Raw genomic sequence first — 25,889 nt, forward strand, 5'->3', positions numbered from 1 at the left:
GTTAAGAAATGAAATATACTTTTTTTATAAAAATAAAATAAAATGAATAAAAGAAATTATCAAATATGTACTAAAACGATAATGGATACTTCAGATCCTGGTATCATTTTTAATGAAAAAGGAGAAAGTGACTATTATACAAACTACATAGATACGATATTGCCTAATTGGCACACCGATGAGCGAGGTTATAAGGAGCTTATGATGGAGGCTGAGAAAATTAAGGCCGATGGTAAAGGGAGAGATTTCGATTGTATAATTGGTTTAAGTGGCGGACTTGATAGTTCATATGCAGCTTATGTTGCTAAAGAAATTATGGGTTTAAGACCCTTAATTTTTCATGTTGATGCAGGCTGGAATACAGACAAAGCTGTTGGAAACATTGAGAAACTAGTTAATGGATTAAACTTAGATTTATTCACCGATGTTATTAACTGGCAGGAGATGAAAGATTTGCAGGTAGCTTTCCTTAAGTCTCAAATTGCCGATCAGGATTTGCCTCAGGATTATGCTTTTTTTTCAGGCTTGTATAAATTTGCTAAAAAAAACAAAATTAAATATGTTTTAACTGGAGGTAATTTTTCTACAGAATGTTGTCGTGAACCTGAAGAGTGGGGCGGTTTTCCAGGTATCGATACCAGGCTAGTAAAGGATATTCATTCTAAATTTGGTAAAAGACCACTAAAAACCTTTCCACTTGTAGATATATTAAGTTATAAAATTTATTATCGCTACGTATTAGGTATGAAAGTTTTTAAACCTTTAAACCTAGTACCATATAACAAAGAAGATGTAGAAAAACTTCTATTAGAAAAATATGGTTGGGAAAGTTTTCAGCACAAGCATCATGAGTCTCGTTTCACGAGGTTTTACGAAGATTATTGGTTGCCACGTAAATTTGGCTTTGAAAAAAGAAGAGCTCATTTTTCTAGTCTTATTTTAACTGGCCAAATGACTAGAGAAGAAGCTTTAGGTCGCATATCAAAGCCAGAACTCTCTGAAGATTTTTTACAGAAGGAGTTTGATTATGTTGCAGATAAACTTGATTTAACAAGAGATGAGCTGCAAAAAATCTTCGAGGGTGAGAATAAAACCTATAAAGATTATAAAAATAAAATGAATATTATCAAGGCTGGCTCTAAGGTAATGATGAAGATAGGCTTGGAAAAAAGATTATTTAGATGATAACAATAATTGACTATGGTGTTGGAAATATCTATGCATTTCAGAATGTGTATAAGAGATTGAACATTCCTACCAAGATTGCCAAAACAGAACAAGATTTGGAAGGTGCAGAAAAACTCATTCTTCCAGGTGTTGGATCATTCGATTATGCAATGACGCAGTTGAATAATTCTGGAATGAGAGAGAAATTAGATGCATTAGTGCTTGAGGATAAAAAACCTGTAATCGGGATATGTGTAGGCATGCAGATGATGGCTAATGGAAGCGACGAAGGTAATTTGGAAGGATTGAAATGGATTGATGCTGAAGTGAAAAAATTCGATGAGGCTACTATAAAATATGTAACCAAATTACCACACATGGGATGGAATGATGTAAATCCTATAGATGGGCATCCACTCTTCAAAAGTTTGGAAAAAAATGCTCTTTTTTATTTCCTACATAGTTTTTATTTTTACTGTAATGATATCAATGATAGCATAGCTCAGTCAGACTATGGAATTAACTTTACATCATCAGTTAATCATAATAATATTTACGGTATTCAGTTTCACCCTGAAAAAAGTCATCACTATGGTGAGACTTTACTTCACAATTTCGCAAAAATTTAATGCTTCGCCCAAGAATTATTCCCAGCCTTTTAGTGCATGATAATGGACTAGTTAAAACGGTTAACTTCAAAAATGCCAAATATGTTGGAGACCCAATAAATGCTGTTAAAATTTTTAATGAAAAGGAAGTTGATGAGCTAGCCGTTTTTGATATTGACGCTACGGTATTAAATAAAGAGCCAGATTATGCGCTTATTGAAAAATTAGCTAACCAATCTCGAATGCCTTTATGTTATGGAGGTGGTGTTAAAACTGTTGAGCAGGCCCAGCGTATATTTGGTTTAGGTATAGAAAAAATTGCTCTTAGTAGTGCAGTAATAAATAAGCCAGAATTGATAATGGAAATTGCTGATCGGGTGGGTAGTCAAAGTGTAATCGTCGTATTAGATGTGAAAAAGAAATTGCTTGGTGGGTATGAGGTATATACTCATAATGGAAAAAAAAGCAGTGGCATTAATCCTTTTAAATTTATTGAAGAGGCTGAAAAACTCGGAGCGGGAGAAATCATTATTAACTCCATTGATCAGGACGGAGTAATGAAAGGTTACGATATGAACTTAATTGATAAAGTCAGAGAAAAGATATCATTACCAATGACCGTACTTGGAGGTGCTGGCTCATTAGATGATATTGGAAAAGTGATTAATAAGCATGGTATAATTGGCGTAGGTGCTGGAAGTCTTTTCGTTTTTAAAGGAGTTTATAAAGCTGTACTTATTAACTATCCGAATAGAAGTGAAAAAGACGAACTCATACATAAAAACCACATAGGTTAATTTAAAGATGAAAATTGAAAATAAAACATTACTGATAACTGGTGGAACAGGATCTTTTGGATCGGCTGTTTTGAACCGTTTCTTACATACTGAGCATTTCAGCGAAATCCGTATTTTCTCTCGCGATGAGAAGAAGCAAGATGACATGAGAAATTCGCTAAAAAGTGATAAACTAAAATTTTATATAGGCGATGTAAGGGATATAAATAGCGTAGAAAGGGCAATGTATGGTGTAGATTATGTTTTTCATGCAGCAGCATTAAAACAAGTTCCATCTTGTGAGTTCTTTCCAATAGAAGCTACAAAAACCAACGTGTTTGGAACACAAAATGTGATATCGGCAGCAATTGCAAGTAAGGTAAAAAAAGTTATTTGTCTAAGTACTGATAAAGCTGCTTATCCAATTAATGCTATGGGTATTTCAAAGGCCTTAATGGAAAAGGTAGCTATTGCGGCATCAAGAGATTCATCTGAAACCACTGTCTGCTTAACCAGGTATGGAAATGTTATGGCTTCAAGAGGATCAGTGATTCCATTATTTTTGAAGCAAATTCAAGCTGGACAAGCCCTTACTATAACGGATCCAAATATGACCAGATTTTTAATGTCGTTAGAGGATGCAGTAGATCTTGTATTATTTGCATTTGAACACGCAAATCCAGGAGATTTATTCGTCAATAAAGCTCCTGCAGGCACTATAAGAGATTTAGCGCAGGCGCTGAAAGAGTTATGTAAGGCAGACAATGAAATTAAAATTATTGGAACTCGCCATGGTGAAAAATTGTATGAAACACTTTGCACTCGTGAGGAAATGACCAAAGCTGAAGATATGGGTGAGTTTTATCGCATTCCTGCAGACAATAGAGATTTAAATTACGCTCAATATTTTTCTGAAGGTGAAGAAGAAATTTCCGTAATTGAAGACTATCATTCTCATAATACTGAACAGCAAGGTGTTGAAGGTATGAAGAAACTGCTTAGCAATTTGCCCTTGATTAAAAGAGAAGTGTTTGGCGATTTAACAGTGGTGCAATACGCAGGTTAATGAGTGATTTGGATATTATAAAAGGTGGAAGTCATACTGATCAACGTGGTACCATTACCTTTATGAACGATTTTGACATGCAGCCAGTTAAACGGTTTTATCGCATTGAACATAAAGATACTAAAACAGTTAGAGGCTGGAGGGGTCACAAAATTGAGCAGCGATGGTTTCATGTTTTGCTTGGGGCATTTATTGTTAGCCTTGTCGAAATAGATAATTGGGATCAACCATCGCAGAATGCTAGACAGCAAACTTTCATTCTTAAATCATCCGATATTTCCGTTTTATATATTCCTGCTGGATATGCCAGCAGTATTAGGGCTATAGAAAAAAACTCTGAGATGATCGTATTTGGTGACTATCCGATAGAAAATGCAAAACATGACGACTATTTATATCCGTCTGATTTTTTTACCAATGCTCAAGTTTAATAAATGAAAATTAAAATAGGAATTACTGGTCAGGAGGGATTTGTTGGCCAGCATTTATATAATACTATCGGTCTATTTCCAGAAGAATTTGACAGAGTTCCGTACAATATAGATTGTTTTACAGATGAAGAGAAACTATGTTCATTTGTAAATGAATGTGATGTCGTTGTTCACCTCGCCGCAATGAACAGACACAATGATCCTGAAGTCCTATATCAAACAAATATTGGATTGGTAAAAAAGCTAATTAATGCATTAGAAAATAGCAACAGTAAAGCACATGTTCTGTTCTCATCTTCGTCCCAGGAAAATAGAGATAATTTATACGGTAAAAGCAAAAAAGAAGGGCGTGAATTACTCGAAAATTGGGCTAATAAAGCGGGGGGAATATTTACAGGACTAGTTATTCCAAATGTCTTTGGACCATTTGGACATCCTTATTATAATTCATTTATTGCAACATTCTCTCACCAGTTAAGCCATAATGAACAACCAAAAGTAGAAGTTGATGGTGAAGTTAAGCTTATCTATGTTGGAGAGTTAGTTGAAGTTATTATCAATGAAATTAGGTCCGCAAAAGGTAATCCACTCTTTGTAATTCCACATACATCTGTAAATAAAGTTTCGGCAATACTAAATTTGTTAAATAACTACAAGAAGCAATATTTTGTCTCAGGCATTATCCCTCAGCTTGACTCTAAATTTGAGTTGAATTTGTTTAATACTTTTAGATGTTATATCGACATCAAGAATCATAATCCTGTCCCCTTTGTACAACATAAAGATGCAAGAGGTGCTTTCGTAGAAATTATTCGATTAAATGTTGGTGGGCAAATTTCTTTTTCTACAACACTTCCAGGTATCACAAGAGGTAATCACTATCATACTCGGAAAATTGAAAGATTTGCCGTGATTAAAGGAAAAGCATTAATCCAATTACGAAAGATAGGTACCGATGAGGTTTTAGATTTCTACCTTGATGGTGCGAAACCTTCATATGTTGATATGCCAATTTGGTACACGCATAACATTAAAAATATTGGGGATGAAGAGCTGTATACCAATTTCTGGATTAATGAATTTTATGATCCAGAAGACGCAGATACCTACTTTGAAGAAGTTTAAATTATAAACAAGAATATAAATTGATGAAAGAGAAATTAAAAGTAATGACCGTTGTCGGCACAAGGCCAGAAATTATTAGACTGGCCAGAGTAATGGCTGCTTTAGATGGTTCAGATGCGATAGAACACATCATTGTACATACGGGTCAAAACTATGATTACGAATTGAATCAGATTTTTTTTGACGATTTATCCATTCGTAAACCTGATTTTTTTTTAAATGCTGCAGGTAAAACGGCAACTGAAACTGTTGGACAAATCATAATTAAAATAGATCCGCTTCTAGAAAGTGAAAAACCTGACGCTTTTTTAGTTTTGGGCGATACTAATAGTTGTTTATGTGCTATTCCAGCAAAAAAGCGTCATATCCCTATCTTTCACATGGAGGCTGGTAATCGTTGTTTTGATCAACGTGTTCCTGAAGAAACCAACAGAAAAATTGTAGATCATATTTCTGATATTAATTTAACCTATAGCGACATTGCTAGAGAATACTTGCTTAGAGAAGGCCTACCTGCTGATCGAATCATTAAAACTGGTTCGCCTATGTTTGAGGTGTTAAATCATTATATGCCATCTATAGAAAACTCGGATGTGTTGGCTAAACTGAAATTAGAAAAACACAAATATTTTGTTGTTTCTTCTCATCGTGAAGAGAATATTAGCAGTGAAAAGAATTTTACAGGATTAATGGAGAGCTTGAATTTAATAGCTGAAAAATATGGGTATCCAATCATTGTAAGTACGCATCCACGTACCAAAAACATGATTGAGTCCAAGAAAATAAAGATGAGGCCAGAAGTTCAATTTTTAAAACCGATGGGTTTTAATGATTACAATGCCTTACAAATGCACTCTTTCGCAGTATTGTCAGATAGTGGTACAATCTCAGAAGAGTCATCAACTCTAAACTTTCCAGCACTAAATTTAAGAGATGCTCATGAAAGACCTGAAGCAATGGAAGAAACTTCGGTAATGATGGTTGGGATGAATAAGGAACGTATTATGCAGGGACTTGTTCAGCTGCAGTACCAGAAAAGAGGCGCAGAAAGGAATTTTAGAAGGGTTGCAGATTATTCAATGCCTAATGTTTCTGAAAAAGTGGTAAGGATTATTATCAGCTATGTAGATTATATTAAAAGGGTGGTTTGGAGCGAAGGAATTTAGTATATGAGAAATCAAAGGAAAGTTTTAATACACAGTATTGCATTTAGTCCAGATGGTGTATCTACAGCTTACCTGTATAATGATATTGCCCTAGCTTTTAATCAGGCTGGATATGAGGTAATTGTTTTAACAACTACTCCTCATTACAATGTTGTGAAGGAAAATTTAGCTCAACAGCCTTTAAAAAGGAAGGCTTTTGGACTTTATTACACCAGTATATTTAATGGTGTAAAAGTGTTGCACGTACCTCAGAAAAAGTTCAAATCTACCGCTTTAAGATTGTTAGGTTTTATTTACTGGCACATTGTATCTTTAATTCTGGGTTTAGCTCAGAAAAATTTATCAGCGATTTTATCACCTTCACCTCCTTTAACTATTGGCTTAATAAATCTGATTATTGGAAAAATGAAAGGCGCTAGAGTGCTCTACAATGTCCAGGAAATTTATCCTGATTTTTTGATAGAGCAGGGCGGTTTAAAATCGAGGTTCATTATTAAACTTTTGAAGTGGCTGGAAAGATTTGTTTATAACAAATCGGATGCAGTAACAACTATTGATGAAGTGTTTTATAATACCATAGAAGGAAGGTTTATTGACAAAAGCAAACTTCACATTATACCAAATTTTGTTGACACGAGCTTATATAAGCCCCTTTCGAAAGCTGAATTATCGTTGGATATTGTTGACTTTAAACCTAACGATAATTTAAAATTAATGTATGCAGGAAACATAGGACATGCACAAGATTGGGAGCCATTAATCAAGACTGCAATTTTATTAAAGGATGACAAAGTAGATTTTTATATCATTGGAGAAGGCGTGATGAAGTCGTACTTAATAGATCAGGTTAAACTCCACAATTTGAGTAAAGTTCATATTTTGCCATACCAACCTAGAGAATTAATGCCACAATTATTGGCATTTGCAGATTTACAGTTCATTTTTATGTCGAAAGAGATGGAAGGTCATGGATTTCCTTCCAAGGTTTATACCATAATGGCCTGCGCTAAATCATTGATCGTATGTTCAGGAGAAGGAACCCCCATTATCAATTTTTTAAGTAAACATAAATGTGCAAAGCTGATCACAAATCAAGATTCAAATATTAAAACTGAAATAATAGTTGATTACTTAAAATCAGTGACAAAAGCCGAGTTGGAAGAAATGGGAAATGTTGGGTATGAAGCTGTAAAAACATTGTATAGCAAAGAAGTTGTAGCCAATCAGTATGTTAGTTTAACAAATGCTTTAATATGAAGTTGGAAGTTTTGATTACTGGAGCAACAGGTTTTGTTGGAATGAATTTGATCCCATATTTAAATAAACTTAGTATAGGAACGAAGGCATTAAACCGATCAGACTTATCTGGAGATGTAAAATTTGACAATACAGATGCGATCATTCACCTTGCAGGAAAGGCACATGATATTAAGAAAGCATCAAATCCGGAGGAGTATTATAAAGTCAATTTTGAATTGACCAAAAAATTATACGACGATTTTTTAAAATCTGATGCTAGGAAATTTATATTTATTAGTTCAGTAAAAGCTGCTGCCGATATCGTTGATGGGATACTTTCTGAAGACCAAGTTCCTAATCCGAAGACTGATTACGGCAAATCAAAATTAATGGCAGAAGAATATATTCAAGTTCAGCCATTGCCTGTAGGTAAATCATACTATATTTTGCGCCCATGCATGATACATGGTCCAGGTAACAAAGGGAACTTGAATTTACTTTATCAATTTGTAAAAAGGGGAATCCCATACCCCTTAGCCTCTTTCGAAAATAAACGATCTTTTTTGAGTATAGAGAATTTATGCTTTGTTATTGCCAAGCTAATAGAAGATGAAATTCCATCAGGTATTTATCACATTGCAGACGATGAATCACTATCTACTAGTGAGGTGGTTAGAATATTAGCTGCTTCCCTTGAAAAGAGGCCTAAACTGTGGGCAATTCCTCGTAAATTAATTAGCGGATTGGCTAAAATTGGAGATGTACTTAAACTTCCCCTTAGTACCGAACGTTTAAATAAGTTAACGGAGAATTATGTAGTAAGTAATTATAAAATAAAAAAGGCTTTAAAAACAGAACTGCCGGTATCCAGCCAAGGCGGCTTGTCTGCAACAGCAAAATCATTCGGTAATATTTAGTTATTCCAAACCCTAAAGCTAAATAGGAGAAATAATTATCTTTACCAATTAATAATTCTAATGAAACTAATATCAATAGTAGCCATCTTATCAATCCTTTTTATAATAGAACTGATTTATTTTAAGATCGCTGCCTCTTTTAATATAATTGATAAACCCAATGCAAGAAGTTCACACCAAACTATCACATTAAGAGGTGGTGGGATAATATTTTGCTTGTCGGCAATAATTTACTTCACTTTGTATGGATATCAATATCCATACTTTATGGTAGGTCTTTTGGCAATTACTGCCATTAGCTTTATTGATGATGTTCTCACGTTAAACAATAAGATAAGATTAAGTATCCATCTGATTGCTGTGTTGCTAATGTTTTACCAATGGGGTCTTTTCGACTTAAACTGGTATTGGATTCCAGTTGCATTAGTTTTTGTTGTTGGAACGATCAATGCTTATAATTTTATGGATGGCATTAATGGGATAACAGGTTCTTATAGTTTGTTGGCTATAGGAACATTATATTTTATTAATGAAAAGGTTGTTTCTTTTACATCATCAGACTTTCTAATTATAATCGGTTTATCGTTAATCGTGTTTAATTTTTTCAATTTCCGTAAAAAAGCTAAGTGTTTTGCTGGTGATGTGGGGAGTGTAAGTATTGCCTTCATTATAGTTTTTTTGGTTGGGCAATTGATTCTAAAAACTGAAAATTTTAACTACATTTTGCTTTTATTGATTTATGGATTGGACGCTGTTATCACAATAATTTTTAGGGTTTTTCGTAAAGAAAATATATTTAAAGCCCATCGGAGCCATTTTTACCAATATTTGGCTAATGAAAAAAAATGGTCTCATTTGGTTGTTTCTGGATTGTATTTTTTCGTGCAGCTGGTGGTAAATGCTTTAATCCTTTTACTTGTAAAGGATTCTTACGTGTTGGCAATAGGCTTAGTGTTATCTTTTGGGTTATTATTCTTATTTGTTCGATTCTCCATGGAGGGGAAAAAGAGATTAATTGGGGCATAATCCTTCGACTCCGCTCAGGATGACAGGTTGAAGCCGCTCAAGGATGATAATTACTTCGCTCAGGGTGACAGTTAAGTACACGCTGTCATTTCTTCACTCAACTTAGCGTAAGCTCAAGGTATAGTTTTTGATATTTTTTGGTCAGGAAGATTTGCCCTTCGCCTTCGCTCAGAGTGACAGTTAAGCCTACATTGTATTTCCTCACTCCACTTTGAGGCAAGAAATAGGTTTTGTTGGTCTTCAGTCTGAAAGGTTGCCCTTTGACACCGCACAGGGTGACAGTAACGTTCAGTTTCAGCGTACTTGTTTTAATCATGGCATCTTAATTGAGTGTAGTATGAGGATGTATAGAAATATAAAATTTAGCAGTAAAAATATTATATTTACCTTTACATGAAATAAAGCCTATTGAATCTTGTTTACACAAATTAATATTGTTCCCCGCTGGATTATATTCCTGCTGGACATCATCATCTGTACTTTTTCAATGGTATTTGCCTATAGTTTAAGGCATAACCTTGATTTAACTGCGGTTAACATTCCTGAGCTTGCCAGGAATATATTGATTCTAGGGATAATTAACATAGCAGTTTTTCTGAATATTAAAACCTATGCGGGTATAATCCGATACACTAGTGCACAAGATTCGTTCAGAATATTATTTTCTGTAATTATCAGTAATGGTACTTTTTTTATCCTGAATCTGATTTCCATCACATTTTTTAAAGAATCATTAGTTCCTCATACAATCCTTATCACCAATGGTTTAGCAAGCTTTCTTTTGTTAATTACTTACCGGGTTTTAATCAAATACTTTTTTCTTTACATTAAAAATTTAAAACTGGATAAAAGGAAAGTAATCATTTACGGCGCTGGAGAAGCGGGGTTAGCTACAAAAAGAACTTTTGATCATGATGGAAGCGTTAATAAAACCATTGTAGCTTTTGTGGATGATGACGAGCGTAAAGTGGGTAAAACGATTGATGGGGTTAAAATATTAGATGCAAAAAAACTAGAACAATTAATTGAAGAACATGAATTGGATGAAATCATCTTTGCTTCATATACCATCCCTGATGAGCGAAAAGACCAGATTATTGATTTGTGTTTAGAGAATGATATAAAAATTTTAAATATTCCCCCGCCTGATGTTTGGACGAACGGTAAACTTCAACCTGCTCAAATTCAGAAATTAAATATTGAAGATTTACTAAACCGTAAATCAATTGATATTGACATTGAAGGCATTGGGAAAATGCTGGATCGGAAACGTATTTTGATTACTGGAGCTGCAGGTTCTATTGGCAGTGAAATCGTTCGTCAATTATCTAAATTTGATGTTGGGTTAATTATCCTTTGCGACCAGGCCGAATCAGCTTTACACGAATTATACCTTGAGTTAGAAGAGAATAATAAAAATAAAAACTTTCATGCTTTTATAGGTGATGTTCGGGATGAACAACGGATGGATGTTTTATTTAGTACCTATAAACCGCATTATGTATATCACGCTGCGGCCTATAAACATGTGCCGTTGATGGAGGATAATCCTGCCGAAGCGATAAAGGCTAATGTTTTAGGAACGAAAACCATTGCAGATAAATCCGTAAAATACGGTGTACAGAAGTTTGTAATGATTTCGACAGATAAAGCGGTAAATCCGACGAATGTGATGGGCGCTTCAAAACGTATTGCAGAAATTTATGTACAGTCGTTAAACAATTCTTTAAGTCAGGATAAATTTATTTTCAGCAATGGCTTGAGCTATATTAACGAATTGGAAATTAAACCCATCACTAAATTTATAACTACCCGTTTTGGCAATGTGTTAGGCTCGAATGGTTCTGTAATACCCCGCTTTAAACAGCAAATTGAAAAGGGTGGTCCTTTAACGGTTACCCATCCTGAAATTACCCGGTATTTCATGACAATTCCAGAAGCTTGCCGATTGGTTTTGGAGGCTGGTTGTATGGGTAAAGGTGGCGAAATCTTCATTTTCGATATGGGTAAATCTGTTAAAATTGTTGAACTCGCCAAGAAAATGATTCGTTTAGCGGGATTAGAACCAAACGTTGATGTTAAAATCGAGTATTCAGGTTTACGTCCAGGAGAGAAATTATACGAAGAATTGCTAAATGATAACGAGAATACAATGCCCACTCACCATCAAAAAATTATGATTGGAAAAGTTCGCGAGTACGTTTTCAACGAAATCGGAGAAGAAATCACAGCACTTATTCTTTCCGCTAAATCAAATAACGACAGACAGGTCGTAATCAATATGAAAAAATTGGTTCCTGAATTTAAAAGCAAAAACTCTGTTTTTGAAGAATTGGATCAACAATCATAATCTTTAAATGATCAGAAATATACTTTATTTATTCGCTATCTCGTTATTGCTGTCTTGCAAAACAGATTCACCAAGTGAAACCGTAGTTTACAATAATAACTTTGAATCGAATGATTTAACGCACATCAGTGGTGGTGTTATCGAACAATATAATGGTTCAAAGGTTTTAGGACGATACAACAAGGGTTCTTTTAAACTTGCTCTTGATGGCTTGCCAAAACATGCATTGGTTGAGGTTAGTTTTGATTTATTTATCCATGATAGTTGGGATGGAAATAAAACTGGCGATAGCGGGCGAAACGGACCCGATATCTGGAAATTTGTTATAGATGGAAGTGAGTTTATTAATACCACTTTCTCAAACTCTGATTGTGGCACATCAACCTTCTGCGATCCGCAATCTTATCCTGCAAATTATCCGAACAATAATAATAACCCTAAAACTGGTGCATTTAACAAAAATTTGCCTGGTGTGTGCTTAAATGCCAACCAAATTGGTGGAACAGCACAATATAAGATTTCTAAAACCATCAACCATTCGAATTCCTCAATAGTAATTGAGTGTCTGGATGAATTGGTGCAAACCAATACAGCTGATCCCAAATGTGACGAGAGCTGGTCTGTAGATAATTTAAAAGTAAAAGTAATTGCATTGTGAGGTTAAGAAATTATATAAGCGTTTTAGGAATTTTCATATTATTTGCCAGCGAAAGCCGCGGGCAAAGCTTGCCTGTCGGAACCATTTCCTTAGAAGATTATTACAGAAGGAGCCAATTAGCAGGCCAATTGGATTCTACGATTTCATTTACGGTTAGACCTATTAATCCGAGATTAATAAAAGGGGTAAAAGATGGTTTTTATCCAGATTCCAGTGAACAACGCCATAATATTTTACAAACGCAAGCTTATTTTCAATCTAAAGATGGAAAGCTAAAGGGGAGTTTTTTACCACTGAGTTTTCAAACGCAAATAAATTCACATCATCCTTATGGATGGAATGATGGGGCCATGATTCCTGCTAAAGGCTTACAAGCTATGTTAAGTGGTGGTGTATATGCAGAATATGGTATTTTAAGTGTTCAATTGCGTCCTGAAATTGTATTGGCCGCAAACTCCAGTTTCGAAACTTTTGATAAAGATCATTACGATATCATCAAAGCCAGGTATTACGATTTTTATAACAAGATTGATCTGCCCGCCAGATTTGGAAGTGGAGAATATTCGAAGATCTATTGGGGCCAAAGTAGTATTCGTTTGAACTATAAAGCCATGTCTTTGGGCTTGTCTACAGAAAATTTGTGGTGGGGTCCAGGCATGAGAAACTCTTTGTTAATGAGTAATACGGCACCAGGATTTAAGCATATAACATTAAATACCAGAAAGCCCATAAAAACCGCAATCGGTAGTTTCGAAGGGCAGGTAATTGCGGGACGACTGGAAGGATCAGGATATGGACCTTTGGAACCTAATATAGAATATTTAGGCTCAGCGCTTTACCAGCCAAAACCAAACGACTGGCGTTACTTATCTGGCATGGTTTTGACCTGGCAGCCAAAATGGGTTCCAGGATTATTTTTAGGTTTTACCAGAAGTTCACAAATGTATAGTAAAGACCTTAGTGGTTTAACTGATTATTTGCCAATTTTTTCTACCATAAAAAAAGCTACAGCAGATGAGCCCATCAATAAGAGAGATCAGAGAAGTTCATTGTTCTTTAGGTGGCTGTGGACTGAAGAACAAGCCGAGGTTTACTTTGAATTAGGCAGAAATAATTATTCAGGATCTTTAAGAGATCGTGCATTAGAGCCAAATGTTTCAAGGGCATATATCTTTGGCCTGCGGAAATTATTACCAATTAACAAAAGCCTGGATGAAGGTATTATGGTCAATTTAGAGGTTACGCAAATGGCTGAAACCTCAGTTGATAAAATTAAAACGGCATCTGGCTGGTATACGAGTGAAAGTATTCGTCATGGTTATACCAACAGGGGGGAGTCATTAGGTGCAGGCATTGGGCCTGGTTCTAACCTTCAATCATTAGATATTAGCTGGGTGAAAGGATTAAAACGTTTAGGGATTCAGTTTGAGCGTTTTCTTCATAATGATGATTTTTATTATTATTCCTATGTGGATAGCCGGGATCCTAGACGGCATTGGACCGACATCAGCGCAGCGGTTAGTGGGGAATGGAATTATAAAAACTTTATTTTTAATGCTAAGCTTCAAGGGATTAAATCATTAAATTATCAATGGTATCTATTCCAGGAACCAACTGCTAACACGTACTGGGTAAATGGTCGTGACGCATTTAATGTTCAGTTTCAAATGGGATTAACTTACAGATTTTAGCATGAGAAAGATATTTATAGTTTTTAGTATTTTATTTGCTAGTTGCGCTTTTCGTTTATCTGCCCAAACTTTGCCTGTTGGAACTGCTGGCCTGGAAGATTATTACAGAAGGTTACAATTAATTGGAAAGCTGGATTCTTCTATTTCATTTACACAAAGACCGTTGACTTTATCTGGTGTAAATGATGTATTTAATCCAGATTCTATTGATAATAATCAAAAGTGGACGAATGTTAAACCGATCTATTTTGCTAAAGGATTAGGGGAATTTGGATTATTACCAGTAACCTGGCAACAACAGTTTAACAGTCACCACCCTTATGGATGGAATGATGGCGGAATGATTCCTGCAAAAGGTTACCAGACCATGTTAAGTGCAGGTTTTTTTGCGAAATTTGGCCCGCTTAGCATTCAGTTAAGACCTGAATATGTTTATGCTGCTAATGATAGTTTTAAAAGCTTTGGTGATGGAAGATCTGATGCTGACTTGATTGCCTACTATGGTGACTACAATTATATTGATGCACCAGAAGGATTTGGAACTGCAGCTTATAGTAAAATTTCATGGGGGCAAAGTAGCATACGTTTAACTTTTGGACCGGTATCTTTTGGACTGTCTAATGAAAATTTATGGTGGGGACCAGGGATGCAAAACTCCATTATGATGAGTAATAATGCGGCTGGTTTCAAACACTTAACATTAAATACAATAAGGCCTATCCGTACCTATATTGGCTCATTTGAAGCGCAGGTTATAGGCGGTAAACTGGAAGGTTCAAAGTTAAGTCCATTGGCTCGAACGACCAGCTCTACAGGTGCTGATTTGTTTACAGATAAAGGCGATGATTGGCGTTATTTATCGGCGCTAAATATTAGTTATCAGCCAAAATGGGTTCCTGGTCTTTTTGTAGGTTTTACCAGGTCATTCCTCACCTATCATAATGAGTTAAATTCGTTCTCCGATTATTTTCCTCTATTTTTACCTTATCAAAAGGTTAACATTAATACGGGTTTGGGAGAAACAACAAACCGCGATCAGCGTACTTCTTTTTATACCCGTTGGTTATTTCAGAAAGCTAAAGCAGAAGTTTACTTTGAATACGGCTTAAATGATAATTCTTACAATTTGCGTGATTTCTTAGGTTCACCTGAACATTCCAGGGCATACTTGCTTGGCCTAACAAAAATGGTGAGCTTAACCAGAAAGGATGAATTTATTAGAGTAAATGCAGAAGTTACGCAGTTATCTCAAACAGTTGATTATTTAACCAGGGAAGCAGGAAGTTATTATTACCATAATCCAATCTTGGAGGGTTACACAAATATGGGTGAAGTATTAGGGGCAGGGATCGGTTCTGGTGGAAATTTGCAATCTCTTGATGTAAGTTGGGTTAAAGGTTTAAAGCAAATTGGATTCACTTTTGATAGATATGAGCATAATATGGATTTCGCCAAAAATGCAGGTTTTATAACTCTAAATGGCCAAAGTAGAAGATGGGTTGATTTGGCCTTTGGCGCAAAGGGAACCTGGAATTACAAAAACCTCTTATTTAACGTTAAATTACAGGGCATTCAGTCTTTAAATTATCAATGGGTGTTAAAAGATTTTGAGCCAGGCAAATTTTACATTCCACATAATGATGTATTCAACTTTCATGGTGAACTGGGTGTAAGTTATCGTTTTTAATGAATCGGAATTATTTTTATAATTTACTTTTATCCGTTGTAAACATTCTTTTTCCCATAATAACATTCCCCTATGCTTCGCATATTATAGGGCCTGATGGGATTGGAAAGGTGCAACATGCTATTTTTTTTGCGGAGAGCTTTGCACTAATTGCAGCGTTGGGCATTCCTGTGTATGGAATTTCTGCAATTGCAAAATCAAACAGCAATGCTAAACGCTCAAAAACATTCTCCGAATTAATTCTAATTCATGGAATTACAGGACTGATTTTTTCAGTGGTTTATTTCCTAATAATTACTACAGTTCCGTTTTTTAAGCCACACTTACCTTTATATACAACTGCAGGTTTAATTGTGCTTTTGGGCTTTACATCCGTCGATTGGTTTTATTCGGGGTTGGCGAAATTTAAACTAATTGCGCTTCGTTCTGTATTCATAAAACTTATTTCTGTTGTACTACTATTCGTATTTGTAAAATCGTCGTCAGACTTTTTAAACTATTTATGCATACTGATCTTCTCTTTGGTCGGGAATAATATTATCAGTTTAATTTTAATCAGAAAACATACTAGATTAAGATTAAAAGGGATTAAAATTAAAAAACATTTAAGGCCAGTATTATTTGTGTTGGGTTCGAATATCGCCATTAATATGTATGCGATTTGGGATACCCTTTTGCTTGGTTTTTTAACGAATGATAAAACTGTAGGCTTATATTTTGCAGCGGTTAAACTGGTTAAGTTCTCCATCCCTTTCATTATTTCCTTAGGGGTGAGTATCATTCCATCCTTAACACTGAATATGCATAATAAAAATAAGGCGGAAGTTGATCGGCTTTTAGCTGAATCTTTTCAGTTTATTATCTTTTTAGCAATACCAATTGCGATCGGTACTTTTTCCCTAGCAAGAGAATTTATTCTTGTGCTTTCTGGTAACGAGTTTTTGGCTGCTATACCAACCATGCAAGTGGTTGCCATATTACCGCTATTTATAGGATTAGGCCATTTTTTTTCCCTTCAGATCTTAGTGCCATCAGGCCTTAATAAACAAATGTTTTACGCCACGTTTGCAGGTGTTGTGAGTAGTTTGGTCTTAAACTTTAGTCTGATCCCTTTTTTCGGTTCAGTAGGTTCTGCAACAGCGAATATCGTCTCGGAATTTGTTGTAACTGGCTTATTTTATTACTATGTTAATAAACATTTTGAAATCCACATTAATTGGTATCTTTTATTAAAAGCTGCTCTATCTTGTATCCTTTTTATTCCCATTGTGTATTTAGCTCGATATTTCTTTCAAAGCCCTGTATTGGTTCTGTTCCTATCTGGCATATCATGTGCACTTATTTATTTATTATTTCAGCGATTTTTCTTTAAAAATCAGTTTTTGATTAAAATATCTGATCAGTTATTTTTAAAATTTCAGAACTTTGCTGCAAAGTAACATGGAAGAAAAAATATCTGTAGTAATGGCCACTTACAATGGGGCAAAATATCTGGAGAAACAATTGGATTCTATATTGAAGCAAAGTTATGCTGCAAGTGAATTAATTGTATCAGATGACCATTCAACCGACGGTACTCAAGATATTTTAAATAAACATAAGGACTTAGACGTATATCAAAATAAAAATGCCCGTGGGGTGATCAGTAATTTTAAATATGCTGCTTCAAAGGCAAATTCAGCTAACTACCTGGCTTTTTCGGATCAGGATGATATTTGGCTTAGCGAGAAACTTCTATTGTGTTTAAAGGCTTTAAAATCGATTGAAACCGAAAAGCTTCCTTGTTTAGTCTATTCCGACCCTATCGTGATTAACTCGAAAGATGAGGTGATTTCGGAATCTTTGTGGAGCATATTAGGTTTTAATCAATACGAGCATAAGCTGCCTACAATTCTTTTTGGAAACCCAGCAGGTGGTTGTACCATGTTGGTTAACCCAGAATTAGCTAAGTATATTTCTGCCATACCAAACGATTGCTTAATGCATGATGCATGGCTTACTTTAGTTGCCTACACTTTTGGAAAGGCATTAGTATTAGCAGAACCTGTTTTAAAGTACAGACAGCATGAAACAAATGTTACTTTTTCTGAGGATTATAAAAAGCACAGCAGGGTAACTCGGGTTTTAAACGAAATTAAATTATCTCTCAAGGGGAAGAGCGATCTGTTTTCTGAGCAATTTATTTTTGTCAGAAAATTTTATAATCATTTCGTTGCTGATCTGACTCCAGATAAAAAGGTAATCTTCGAATCTTTTTTAAAATTGGAAAACAAATCTTACCTACATAAAAAACTTGCCTTTAGAAGGGCTATGAAGGCTTAGTATTAAGTTCTGGCTTTTTCAACATTAAAAGCAAAAGACATAAAGCAAAACCTGCTAAAATCCCCCCGGTTAGTGCGCCTGAAGCATACTTCATTCTATTTTTCTTCAAAGGCAAATCTGGAGTATCTATGATCTGAAAAGTAGGTGTTTCCTGCATTAACATGGTTCTGCTTACTTCAAGATTTTTAATGATTTCCGAATAAATGGTTTGTAACACTCTTTTATCTCGTTCCTGCACTTCTGGGGCAACATTTGCTGTTGCATAAGCTGGGTTTAAATCTAAAAGCACTGCATTTGCACTGGCTGTACTGTAGGTTTTTTTATTTAATAATTTGCCAATGCTATCTGCACGAGCCTGTAAGCGATCGACATTTGTACGAAGGCGTTTTGTTTTTGTTTTGATATAGAAATCGCTTGCCTGATCAATTAATCGCGTACAGAAAACGCTTGCCAGCTCCTCATTTTTCATAGTTGCTTCTAGGGCGAAAAAGCCTAACTTTTTATCAGGTTTGCTTACAGAAATGTTTTTTTCGGCAATCTGGATAATCATGACCTGCAAAAGACTGTCTTGTAAACGTGTATAATTCTTAGAGTCTTCTGGGAACTGGAAAGCACCTTTAGCACCAGGAAGTTTAGCCCATTTGTCGTTTAATTTATTCGTTTGTGCATATAGGTCTGCTAAGGTTTTTTTGCCACCATCGTAAGGGCTCAGCAAGGTTTGCTTAATCATTTTATGGCTGATTAAAAGTTGTAAAACATTATCTCCTGCCAGTATCCCTCCTGTACCACCTGCCAATCCGCCAATGTCGAAACCAAATTGTCCTGCTAAACCAGAAAGTAAAGAGCCACCGCCACCTTTACTATCTTCTACAATAAAGCTTAATTTTGCTGTATAAGTTACCGGCCATACCCAAGCCGTAAGAATACCTAAAAGGCCTCCCAAAATGCCTGCAATAATTATCTTAAATCGAAATTTCCATAAATAGCTTACATACTCTTTTCTCGATTGAATCATATCTTTAAAAGAATATTCTTCTTCAACAACATCATTGTATTTTGATTTCTCTTCCGAAGAACTCATAATTATTTAAATAAAATGGCAATTAAACTTATAATTCCTGTTAAGGCTGAAGCAACCGTCGTAATCTCGGCAAATCCTAATTTATTTTTCCCCGATTTTTCTGGAACAACGATTTGACTTCCAGGGGTTACTCTTGGGTAATTTTTAATAAATAAGAATGTTTTTACAGGTTGATTTGTTCCGTTTGCATATCTAATGTAGGCGCCCTTTAACCTTGCATTTTCGGTAACGCCACCTGCTGCATCTACGTAATATTTAAAATTAGAGTTGGAATAGCTCAATAACTGCGGATTATTTACGGAGCCAATAACCTCAACAAAAGGTAAGTTTTTTGGAATAAAAAGACTATCTCCAGGCATTAAAACAGTTAAATCATTTTGGTGTCTTTTGCGTTTTCCAGTTAAGTCGATATCAACTCTTAAGCCATTTCGGAAAAGTTGTGCGTTTTCGATAGAACCCATTGCCGTAATTCCACCAGCCCTTTTAATAAATTCCATTCCAGTTTCATCTCTTCTTTGTTGAGCATAATCTCCAGGGAAAAGCACTTCACCTCTAACTTTAATGTTTCCTAACGACCTGTAATTAACCAAACGCGGTACATAAATATAATCAAGCGGTTCTAATAGGAAATTACCTGTTTGAGCGCTAAGCGCAGAATCAATATTAAGTGTTATAATGGTTACCAATCTGTTTGAAAGTGTATCACTAGTATCTTTTATTAATCTCGAAATTTCAAGACGATGGCTCGCCGCATCATTAGTAAAACCTTTGGCCATGCTCACTGCATCCGCTACGCTCATTCCTTTTCTATATTGGAAAGAACCAGGAACTCGTACATAACCTCCGATACTAATCGAAGTTTGATCTCTTAAATCTTTAGTAGATAAAATAAAAACAGAGTCTTCCCGAACTAAATTGATGTCCTGATCTTTGCCAGACATAATGTTACTAAGGTTAAAAGAAACCATTTCCTTTTCTAAATCTGGTTTTATTCTCTTAATGTAGCCGTTACTCATTACTGCATCGTCTCTTAATCCGTCAGCCTTTGTAATTAACGACTTTAATGTAATTCCCTGACTTAATTCAAAAGTACCAGGTCTGTACACGGCACCATCAATAACCACGCGGTTGGCAAATCTTTCTAAAATTTCTCCGAAATGCACTGAGTCGGCATTTTTTAGCACAAAACGATCAAATAAATCGGCAGGAATGTCTTTCACGCTGCGCTCTTTATCGCCAACCTGACTAACCTTTGCAATTCCTTTATAAGCTAAATCGCTAAAGCCGCCAGTATAATTAATTAAATCGGTAAGTGTTTCAGCTTCTTTTAATTCATAATAAGCGGGTCTTTTGACTGCGCCATCTATTACAACCCGTTTAGTGTAAACAGGAATTCTAATTACATCCTGATCTTGCAAGCTAATGTTATCTGATGAAATACCTTTTTGAAGGAAGTTGTATAAATCGACAATTTTGATTACCCGATTTCCTCTTATTACCTCAATTTTTCTTAAAGAACCTCGTTCTGTAGGGCCTCCACTTTGATATAATGCATTAAATAGTGTAGATAATGAAGAAACAGTATAACTACCAGGTTGAACTACTTCTCCTATAATAGTTACCCGAATGCTTCTAACTGTGCCTAAACTAAGGTTTAATTTCGTTTGGCCAGAGCCTAATGCAGGGTAGGCCTTAATCATTTTTGATCTGATTTGAGCAGTTGCCTGCTCAATGCTCATTCCATTTACATAAATTAAACCAGCGTAAGGAATCTTAACATTCCCATCAGGCGTTACTTTAGCATTTGTAGTACTTTCATTTAGGCCAGTTAAGGTAATGGTAAGTTCATCATCAGCACCCAAAATATAACCTCTGGGAGTCGCAATTCTTATATTAGGTTCGAATTTTAAATTTGGATTGCTAAAGAATTCATAGCCATAAATCGGGCTGCGTTTTTTTATCGGATTCGCTTCGCTGAATCGGGTAGTATCTCGGTTTTTATTGCTTTCAACTTTTTTAGGTTGTGTGGCATCATTTGTAGTTTTTGCTGTTTTTCCACCAGCTTGAACCTGGGCCAATCTTTCTTTATACTTATCCACTTCTGCAGGATCCATTCCTTTTGCGGTAAGTAATTTTATCGCATCTGCTTCAGACATGCCAGATGATTCAAACCTTCTTGATATTTCCAGGATCTGGGCATCAGAGAGTTGATCAACTTTAACCTTACTTAAATTATCTGTGGAAATTTGTGCTGATACTTTAGCCAAAGGAAATAAGAGGCAAATAAAAAGAGCACAAAGAATAAATTTAAAACGCATGAATGTATAATTAATATTTTTAATCGTTACAAATATAAGCTAAATAACTAAATGCTAGATTTATTCGTAGGTACTGATTTTAAAAGGCTTGCACAACCTTGAATTTGATGCGATTAGACATCTAAAGTTTGCTGAAAAATTTCAAGGATTGATTTCTGATATGCCTCTAAAGAATATAAATTGTTAATCCTTTTGCGTCCCTCGATACCCATTTCAGCAATTTTCGCTGGCTGAGCGATTAAATCAGAAATTTTATCGGCTGCAATTTGTGCATTATCGAATGGAATTAAAAGCCCTGTTTTGTTTTCCATTACCATTTCAACGGCACCACCATGATTGGTGGCAACAACAGCCGTTGCACTAGCCATGGCTTCTAAAATAACCGTCGGAAAAGGATCGGGAAGTATTGATGGGAGCACGAAAATATCAACAGAATTTAATATGTTGGCTATATCTGTTCTATATCCAATATATTGAATGGCATCTGCAAGGTTTTCGTTTTGTATTCGGTTGGTTAGCTTATCAACCAAATGCTCATTACCAGTGTAGGCATCACCAGCCATTACAAATTTTGTTTCAGGATGAGCTTTAAGAATGTTTTTTGCAGTATCGATGAAGTAATCCTGCCCCTTCCAATGGTTAACCCGCCCAATCATTGCAATCAGGATTCCTTTTTCGCTAAGGTTTAATTCTTGTCTTAATACGCCTTTAGTGTTTTCAAATGCAGTAGTATCAATACCATTATAAATTCTGGTAATGGGTTTCTTTAAAACATGCTTTTCCCAATGGTTTTTTACTGCATCAGACACCACGATAATGTTATCGCTATATTTTCCTAATAAATAGCCAATAGTTTTAGTGAATGCTTTTGGCTTGGTTATAATTTCATGAACGTGCCAAATGTGCTTTATTTTTCTTTTCTTAGCTAAAAATGCACCAATAAAAACACCCGTTGTGTTGGAGTAAATTAAATCGATGTTATTATCATCAATTAATTTATTAAGGGTTTTCCAGGCGTTTTTAGTTACCGTTAATCGGTTTAAAATTCCTGGTACAGAGAGGTATTTTCGTCTTAAAATTCCTAAGCGGATGATTCTGATATCGACATCTAATTTTGCAAGTTCATCCACCAGTGGTCCGCTTTCTGATAAAACAACGATTGGTTTATGTTCTCCTTCAGCAAGAATCTTAACCACAATGGAGAGGATTTTACTGCCGCCATAAAGATCTGAGGTATTATTTAAGATAAGAATATTCATTAACTAATTCTACTTTTAATCACTTTTGCTGGTACGCCTGCAACAACTGAATATGGCGGAACATCTTTATTAACAACACTGCCAGCAGCAATTACAGAGCCTTTTCCGATGGTAACACCCGCCAGGATCACCGTATTTGCAGCAATCCAGCAGTCATCTTCAATTCTTACAAATTCTCGTTTAACCCCTTGTTTCATAATGGGCTGATCAAGCGCTGCGTAAAGATGATTTTCTGCATAAATGCTAACCCTTGGAGACATAATCACGTTATTGCCAATTTCTATCAAACCCGAGCAGCCGATGTAAGAATATGGACCAATGCTTGAATTGTTCCCGATTTTAAGACCAACACCTATGTCAGATCCATAAGCGTTTACGGGGCGGATAATTGCAAACTTGCCGATGGTTACCCTGTCGCCCGCAACAATTCCGTTATAGGCCATGCAATTTATCTCTGCATAATCCTCTACAATAAAGTCTTTGCCTACGTTAAGGTATTTCGCATAGCGGATGGAAGCACCTTTACCTACTAAAACCAATCCTTTAGAATGTTTGAAATACAGGCGATGATAACATCCTCTGATAAAAAAGAAAGATAACCGAAAAAGTGTAGTTAATATATCTAGTCCTTTCCAATCTTCTGGAAACCGATCCTTTATAAAACTAAAACTTCTCAAAAACTTGCTCATTATCTGCCAAAACTATGGATTTTTTTCGATTATAACCTTTTGAAAAGATTAATGGTCTGCTTTGCTGTTATTTCCCAGCTAAACTGTTTAATTCTTTCTTTGCCTTTTGCAATAAGGCTATTTTTTAAATCTGCATCTTCTATAATCAATCTCATTTTCTGATAAATATCTTCAGGATTAAAAGGATCAAATGATAAGGCGGCGTTTCCTGCTATTTCTGGTAAACAACTATTGTTTGCAATTGCAACAGGCAAGCCCTGTTCAAAAGCTTCTAGCACAGGAATTCCAAAGCCTTCATTTATAGAAGGGAAAACGTACATCGTTGCATTTTTATAATAATGAACGAGTTTGTTATCGGGTACGTAACCTGGTAATATAACATGTTCTCTAAGCTTATTTTTATCTATAAACTCCAGAATAGCAGTTTGGTCGTTCATGTCCTTTTTTGGGCTAAATTGACCTACTAATACAAGTTTAACCGCTGGATGAATATTAATTAAAAGCAAAAAAGCCTTCAACAGGTTTATGATGTTTTTTCGTTTTTCCATTACCCCAACATGGAGAATGTATTTTTGATCGGTCAAAGTCTTTATAAGTGCTGAATCATCATCTTTCGAAGCATGGAGAGATTTTGGACCTTCGTGTATAACCTCAATTTTTTCTGCAGGTAAATTAGAAAATTCTGTTATTCTTAATTTCGCATACTGTGTTGGAGTGATAATCGCATCTGCTTTTTTTGCTGCATTAACCCCTAATTTATGAAAAAGAAATAACCAAAGTTTATTGTAATGCTCAGGATATTCAAAGAAAAAAGCATCGTGCAGTACGGGCACGGTTTTAGTGCCCATTTTAAAATATGGAACAAAGAAATCAGCACAAAAAATTATGTCACAACCTTTTAAACGAGCAATTATTGGAAGAACAAGTTGTTTCCAAAAAGTGAACCGTATATGCTCAATAAGCTTTAGAAATTTATTTTTACCAGTGTAAACAGCTATAAAAGTATCTAAATACACAAATTTAACTTCCGAGTCATTTTGCTTTTTAAAAGCTTTAATCAGTTCTTCCGTATAGGTTTTTACGCCAGTTTTTGCGATACGTAAATCTCTGATATCTATCCCGACTTTTAACATTACTTTTTATAGGTAAATGCCAAAGATACGAACAGAATTTAAGTAGCCAAAGTTTATTAAGATGGGTTTAAAAACCTATATTTGCGGCAATGTCCAAAAAGATAAAACTCGCAATTGTAGGTATAAGAGGGCTTCCAAATAACTATGGTGGTTTTGAAACTCTTGCAGATTATCTTGTTCAATACCTAGCTGATGAAATTGATATTACCGTCTATTGTTCATCAAAAGATATGGATAGTCGGTTAAGCGAATATAAGGGTGTGAAACTCAAATATATTCCAGTTACGTCTCACGGCTCATTAGGCATCTTGTATGATAGTCTTTCTCTGACCCAAGCCCTGATTAAATACGATAAGATTCTTTTTTTAGGTTTTGGTGGTGGTTTTGTAATGCCGTTTTTAAAGATGTTCAGACATAAAATGATCCTGAATATTGGCGGTTTAGACTGGAAAAGAAATAAATGGTCGCCGTTTGCGCAAAAAGTGATCAAAAAGGCAGAGCAGCTATTAATTGCAAACAGTAGTTGTATTGTTTCGGATAACGTTGGGATTCAAAATTATATTAAAGAAACCTATAATCGCGAAAGCACATTAATTGCTTATGGCGGTGATCAGGCAAAAAAACAGCCGATCGATGCGAATTGGATTTTAAAATATCCATTTTTGAAGGGAGAATATGCCTTTACCGTATGCAGGATTCAACCCGATAATAATATTGATTTAATGCTGGAAGCTTTTGTAGAAGGTGAAATTCCATTTGTGTTACTTGGAAACTGGAACAATTCTGAATACGGAATACAAACAAAGGCGAAATACGCTGGCACCAAAAATCTGATTTTGCTTGATGCAATTTATGAAAGAGAAGAATTAGATGTTTTAAGGAGTAACTGTAGTCTTTATATTCACGGGCATTCTGCAGGAGGCACAAATCCATCGTTGGCGGAAGCTATGCATCTGGCTTTGCCAGTTTTTGCTTTTGCTTCGGGTTACAATGAAAATACCACTGCAAATTTGGCTTTATACTTTAAAGACGCAGCTGATTTAAGCCTGCTATTAAAAGATTATAAGCAAATTGATTTAAAAAAAATGGGACAGGCTTTACAAGCTTTTGCCCAAAAGCATTATTTATGGCACGATATTGCTGACCAGTATAAGAAGTTAATTTTGAATTGAAATAATAA

General features: G+C 35.3%; 22 protein-coding genes. 17 read left to right on the top strand and 5 right to left on the bottom strand.

Annotation, left to right across the window (positions count from 1 at the left end; translation table 11 throughout):
- Positions 1-42: 42 nt before the first annotated feature.
- From ABD692_RS19505 to ABD692_RS19580, 16 genes are all read left to right on the top strand, one after another.
- Complete coding sequence (locus tag ABD692_RS19505) at positions 43-1,185, top strand: N-acetyl sugar amidotransferase (RefSeq protein WP_316763067.1); 1,143 nt, start codon at positions 43-45, stop codon at positions 1,183-1,185.
- Entirely contained in the window at positions 1,182-1,796 is a 615-nt protein-coding gene (hisH, locus tag ABD692_RS19510) for an imidazole glycerol phosphate synthase subunit HisH (RefSeq protein ID WP_316763063.1), read from the top strand. The genes ABD692_RS19505 and hisH overlap by 4 nt, the downstream gene beginning before the upstream one ends.
- Entirely contained in the window at positions 1,796-2,572 is a 777-nt protein-coding gene (locus ABD692_RS19515) for an AglZ/HisF2 family acetamidino modification protein (RefSeq protein ID WP_316763060.1), read from the top strand. Before hisH ends, ABD692_RS19515 begins: the two co-directional genes overlap by 1 nt.
- A gap of 7 nt (positions 2,573-2,579) precedes the next feature.
- Positions 2,580-3,617, top strand: a complete 1,038-nt coding sequence (locus ABD692_RS19520; protein WP_316763057.1) for a polysaccharide biosynthesis protein — start codon at positions 2,580-2,582, stop codon at positions 3,615-3,617.
- On the top strand, positions 3,617-4,048 hold the full coding sequence (locus ABD692_RS19525; protein ID WP_316763053.1) for a WxcM-like domain-containing protein: 432 nt from the start codon (positions 3,617-3,619) through the stop codon (positions 4,046-4,048). Before ABD692_RS19520 ends, ABD692_RS19525 begins: the two co-directional genes overlap by 1 nt.
- 3 nt (positions 4,049-4,051) lie before the next feature.
- On the top strand, positions 4,052-5,173 hold the full coding sequence (locus ABD692_RS19530) for a polysaccharide biosynthesis C-terminal domain-containing protein (protein ID WP_344769661.1): 1,122 nt from the start codon (positions 4,052-4,054) through the stop codon (positions 5,171-5,173).
- A gap of 23 nt (positions 5,174-5,196) precedes the next feature.
- Positions 5,197-6,339, top strand: coding sequence for a non-hydrolyzing UDP-N-acetylglucosamine 2-epimerase (wecB, locus tag ABD692_RS19535; protein WP_344769663.1), 1,143 nt, complete (start codon positions 5,197-5,199; stop codon positions 6,337-6,339).
- A gap of 3 nt (positions 6,340-6,342) precedes the next feature.
- Positions 6,343-7,596 carry a glycosyltransferase family 4 protein gene (locus ABD692_RS19540; RefSeq protein WP_316763046.1) on the top strand — a complete coding sequence of 418 codons (1,254 nt, stop codon included), beginning with the start codon at positions 6,343-6,345 and terminating at the stop codon, positions 7,594-7,596.
- Positions 7,593-8,495: an NAD-dependent epimerase/dehydratase family protein gene (locus ABD692_RS19545; protein ID WP_344769665.1), complete on the top strand. Its 903-nt coding sequence runs from the start codon at positions 7,593-7,595 to the stop codon at positions 8,493-8,495. Before ABD692_RS19540 ends, ABD692_RS19545 begins: the two co-directional genes overlap by 4 nt.
- Positions 8,496-8,555: 60 nt before the next feature.
- Positions 8,556-9,521: an MraY family glycosyltransferase gene (locus ABD692_RS19550; protein ID WP_344769667.1), complete on the top strand. Its 966-nt coding sequence runs from the start codon at positions 8,556-8,558 to the stop codon at positions 9,519-9,521.
- A gap of 415 nt (positions 9,522-9,936) precedes the next feature.
- The gene (locus ABD692_RS19555) at positions 9,937-11,871 is read left to right on the top strand and encodes a polysaccharide biosynthesis protein (RefSeq protein WP_344769669.1); all 1,935 of its coding nucleotides are present in this window, start codon (positions 9,937-9,939) and stop codon (positions 11,869-11,871) included.
- Between the two features lie 7 nt (positions 11,872-11,878).
- Entirely contained in the window at positions 11,879-12,529 is a 651-nt protein-coding gene (locus ABD692_RS19560; RefSeq protein ID WP_344769671.1) for a hypothetical protein, read from the top strand.
- Positions 12,526-14,220, top strand: a complete 1,695-nt coding sequence (locus tag ABD692_RS19565; RefSeq protein WP_344769673.1) for a capsule assembly Wzi family protein — start codon at positions 12,526-12,528, stop codon at positions 14,218-14,220. Before ABD692_RS19560 ends, ABD692_RS19565 begins: the two co-directional genes overlap by 4 nt.
- Position 14,221: 1 nt before the next feature.
- Positions 14,222-15,907, top strand: a complete 1,686-nt coding sequence (locus tag ABD692_RS19570) for a capsule assembly Wzi family protein (RefSeq protein WP_344769675.1) — start codon at positions 14,222-14,224, stop codon at positions 15,905-15,907.
- Positions 15,907-17,346, top strand: coding sequence for a flippase (locus ABD692_RS19575; RefSeq protein ID WP_344769677.1), 1,440 nt, complete (start codon positions 15,907-15,909; stop codon positions 17,344-17,346). The genes ABD692_RS19570 and ABD692_RS19575 overlap by 1 nt, the downstream gene beginning before the upstream one ends.
- Before the next feature lies 1 nt (position 17,347).
- A complete protein-coding gene (locus tag ABD692_RS19580) occupies positions 17,348-18,229 on the top strand; it encodes a glycosyltransferase (protein ID WP_344769679.1) in 882 nt (293 codons plus the stop codon).
- Here ABD692_RS19580 and ABD692_RS19585 read toward each other — a convergent pair.
- The 5 genes from ABD692_RS19585 to ABD692_RS19605 all read right to left on the bottom strand — a co-directional run bounded on the left by ABD692_RS19585 (position 18,216) and on the right by ABD692_RS19605 (position 24,709).
- The gene (locus ABD692_RS19585) at positions 18,216-19,310 is read right to left on the bottom strand and encodes a hypothetical protein (RefSeq protein ID WP_344769681.1); all 1,095 of its coding nucleotides are present in this window, start codon (positions 19,308-19,310) and stop codon (positions 18,216-18,218) included. The two genes, ABD692_RS19580 and ABD692_RS19585, sit on opposite strands and share 14 nt — an antisense overlap.
- A 2-nt stretch (positions 19,311-19,312) precedes the next feature.
- Complete coding sequence (locus ABD692_RS19590) at positions 19,313-21,628, bottom strand: SLBB domain-containing protein (protein WP_344769682.1); 2,316 nt, start codon at positions 21,626-21,628, stop codon at positions 19,313-19,315.
- Between the two features lie 113 nt (positions 21,629-21,741).
- Positions 21,742-22,887, bottom strand: coding sequence for a glycosyltransferase family 4 protein (locus tag ABD692_RS19595; protein WP_344769684.1), 1,146 nt, complete (start codon positions 22,885-22,887; stop codon positions 21,742-21,744).
- Complete coding sequence (locus ABD692_RS19600; protein WP_344769686.1) at positions 22,887-23,576, bottom strand: acyltransferase; 690 nt, start codon at positions 23,574-23,576, stop codon at positions 22,887-22,889. The genes ABD692_RS19595 and ABD692_RS19600 overlap by 1 nt, the downstream gene beginning before the upstream one ends.
- Positions 23,577-23,605: 29 nt before the next feature.
- Complete coding sequence (locus ABD692_RS19605) at positions 23,606-24,709, bottom strand: glycosyltransferase family 4 protein (RefSeq protein ID WP_344769688.1); 1,104 nt, start codon at positions 24,707-24,709, stop codon at positions 23,606-23,608.
- An 89-nt stretch (positions 24,710-24,798) separates the two neighbouring features.
- Between ABD692_RS19605 and ABD692_RS19610 the strand changes: the two genes are divergently transcribed.
- A complete protein-coding gene (locus ABD692_RS19610) occupies positions 24,799-25,881 on the top strand; it encodes a DUF1972 domain-containing protein (protein ID WP_344769690.1) in 1,083 nt (360 codons plus the stop codon).
- Positions 25,882-25,889: the final 8 nt, after the last annotated feature.

The organism is Pedobacter ginsengiterrae, assembly GCF_039537385.1.
Classification (GTDB): domain Bacteria; phylum Bacteroidota; class Bacteroidia; order Sphingobacteriales; family Sphingobacteriaceae; genus Pedobacter; species Pedobacter ginsengiterrae.

What these genes read in the sequence shown, in the direction of transcription:
- ABD692_RS19505 (WP_316763067.1), top strand. Translation starts at nt 43, where the DNA reads ATGAATAAAAGAAATTATCAAATATGTACTAAAACGATAATGGATACT.
- hisH (WP_316763063.1), top strand. Translation starts at nt 1,182, where the DNA reads ATGATAACAATAATTGACTATGGTGTTGGAAATATCTATGCATTTCAG.
- ABD692_RS19515 (WP_316763060.1), top strand. Translation starts at nt 1,796, where the DNA reads ATGCTTCGCCCAAGAATTATTCCCAGCCTTTTAGTGCATGATAATGGA.
- ABD692_RS19520 (WP_316763057.1), top strand. Translation starts at nt 2,580, where the DNA reads ATGAAAATTGAAAATAAAACATTACTGATAACTGGTGGAACAGGATCT.
- ABD692_RS19525 (WP_316763053.1), top strand. Translation starts at nt 3,617, where the DNA reads ATGAGTGATTTGGATATTATAAAAGGTGGAAGTCATACTGATCAACGT.
- ABD692_RS19530 (WP_344769661.1), top strand. Translation starts at nt 4,052, where the DNA reads ATGAAAATTAAAATAGGAATTACTGGTCAGGAGGGATTTGTTGGCCAG.
- wecB (WP_344769663.1), top strand. Translation starts at nt 5,197, where the DNA reads ATGAAAGAGAAATTAAAAGTAATGACCGTTGTCGGCACAAGGCCAGAA.
- ABD692_RS19540 (WP_316763046.1), top strand. Translation starts at nt 6,343, where the DNA reads ATGAGAAATCAAAGGAAAGTTTTAATACACAGTATTGCATTTAGTCCA.
- ABD692_RS19545 (WP_344769665.1), top strand. Translation starts at nt 7,593, where the DNA reads ATGAAGTTGGAAGTTTTGATTACTGGAGCAACAGGTTTTGTTGGAATG.
- ABD692_RS19550 (WP_344769667.1), top strand. Translation starts at nt 8,556, where the DNA reads ATGAAACTAATATCAATAGTAGCCATCTTATCAATCCTTTTTATAATA.
- ABD692_RS19560 (WP_344769671.1), top strand. Translation starts at nt 11,879, where the DNA reads ATGATCAGAAATATACTTTATTTATTCGCTATCTCGTTATTGCTGTCT.
- ABD692_RS19570 (WP_344769675.1), top strand. Translation starts at nt 14,222, where the DNA reads ATGAGAAAGATATTTATAGTTTTTAGTATTTTATTTGCTAGTTGCGCT.
- ABD692_RS19575 (WP_344769677.1), top strand. Translation starts at nt 15,907, where the DNA reads ATGAATCGGAATTATTTTTATAATTTACTTTTATCCGTTGTAAACATT.
- ABD692_RS19580 (WP_344769679.1), top strand. Translation starts at nt 17,348, where the DNA reads ATGGAAGAAAAAATATCTGTAGTAATGGCCACTTACAATGGGGCAAAA.
- ABD692_RS19585 (WP_344769681.1), bottom strand. Translation starts at nt 19,310, where the DNA reads ATGAGTTCTTCGGAAGAGAAATCAAAATACAATGATGTTGTTGAAGAA.
- ABD692_RS19590 (WP_344769682.1), bottom strand. Translation starts at nt 21,628, where the DNA reads ATGCGTTTTAAATTTATTCTTTGTGCTCTTTTTATTTGCCTCTTATTT.
- ABD692_RS19595 (WP_344769684.1), bottom strand. Translation starts at nt 22,887, where the DNA reads ATGAATATTCTTATCTTAAATAATACCTCAGATCTTTATGGCGGCAGT.
- ABD692_RS19600 (WP_344769686.1), bottom strand. Translation starts at nt 23,576, where the DNA reads ATGAGCAAGTTTTTGAGAAGTTTTAGTTTTATAAAGGATCGGTTTCCA.
- ABD692_RS19605 (WP_344769688.1), bottom strand. Translation starts at nt 24,709, where the DNA reads ATGTTAAAAGTCGGGATAGATATCAGAGATTTACGTATCGCAAAAACT.
- ABD692_RS19610 (WP_344769690.1), top strand. Translation starts at nt 24,799, where the DNA reads ATGTCCAAAAAGATAAAACTCGCAATTGTAGGTATAAGAGGGCTTCCA.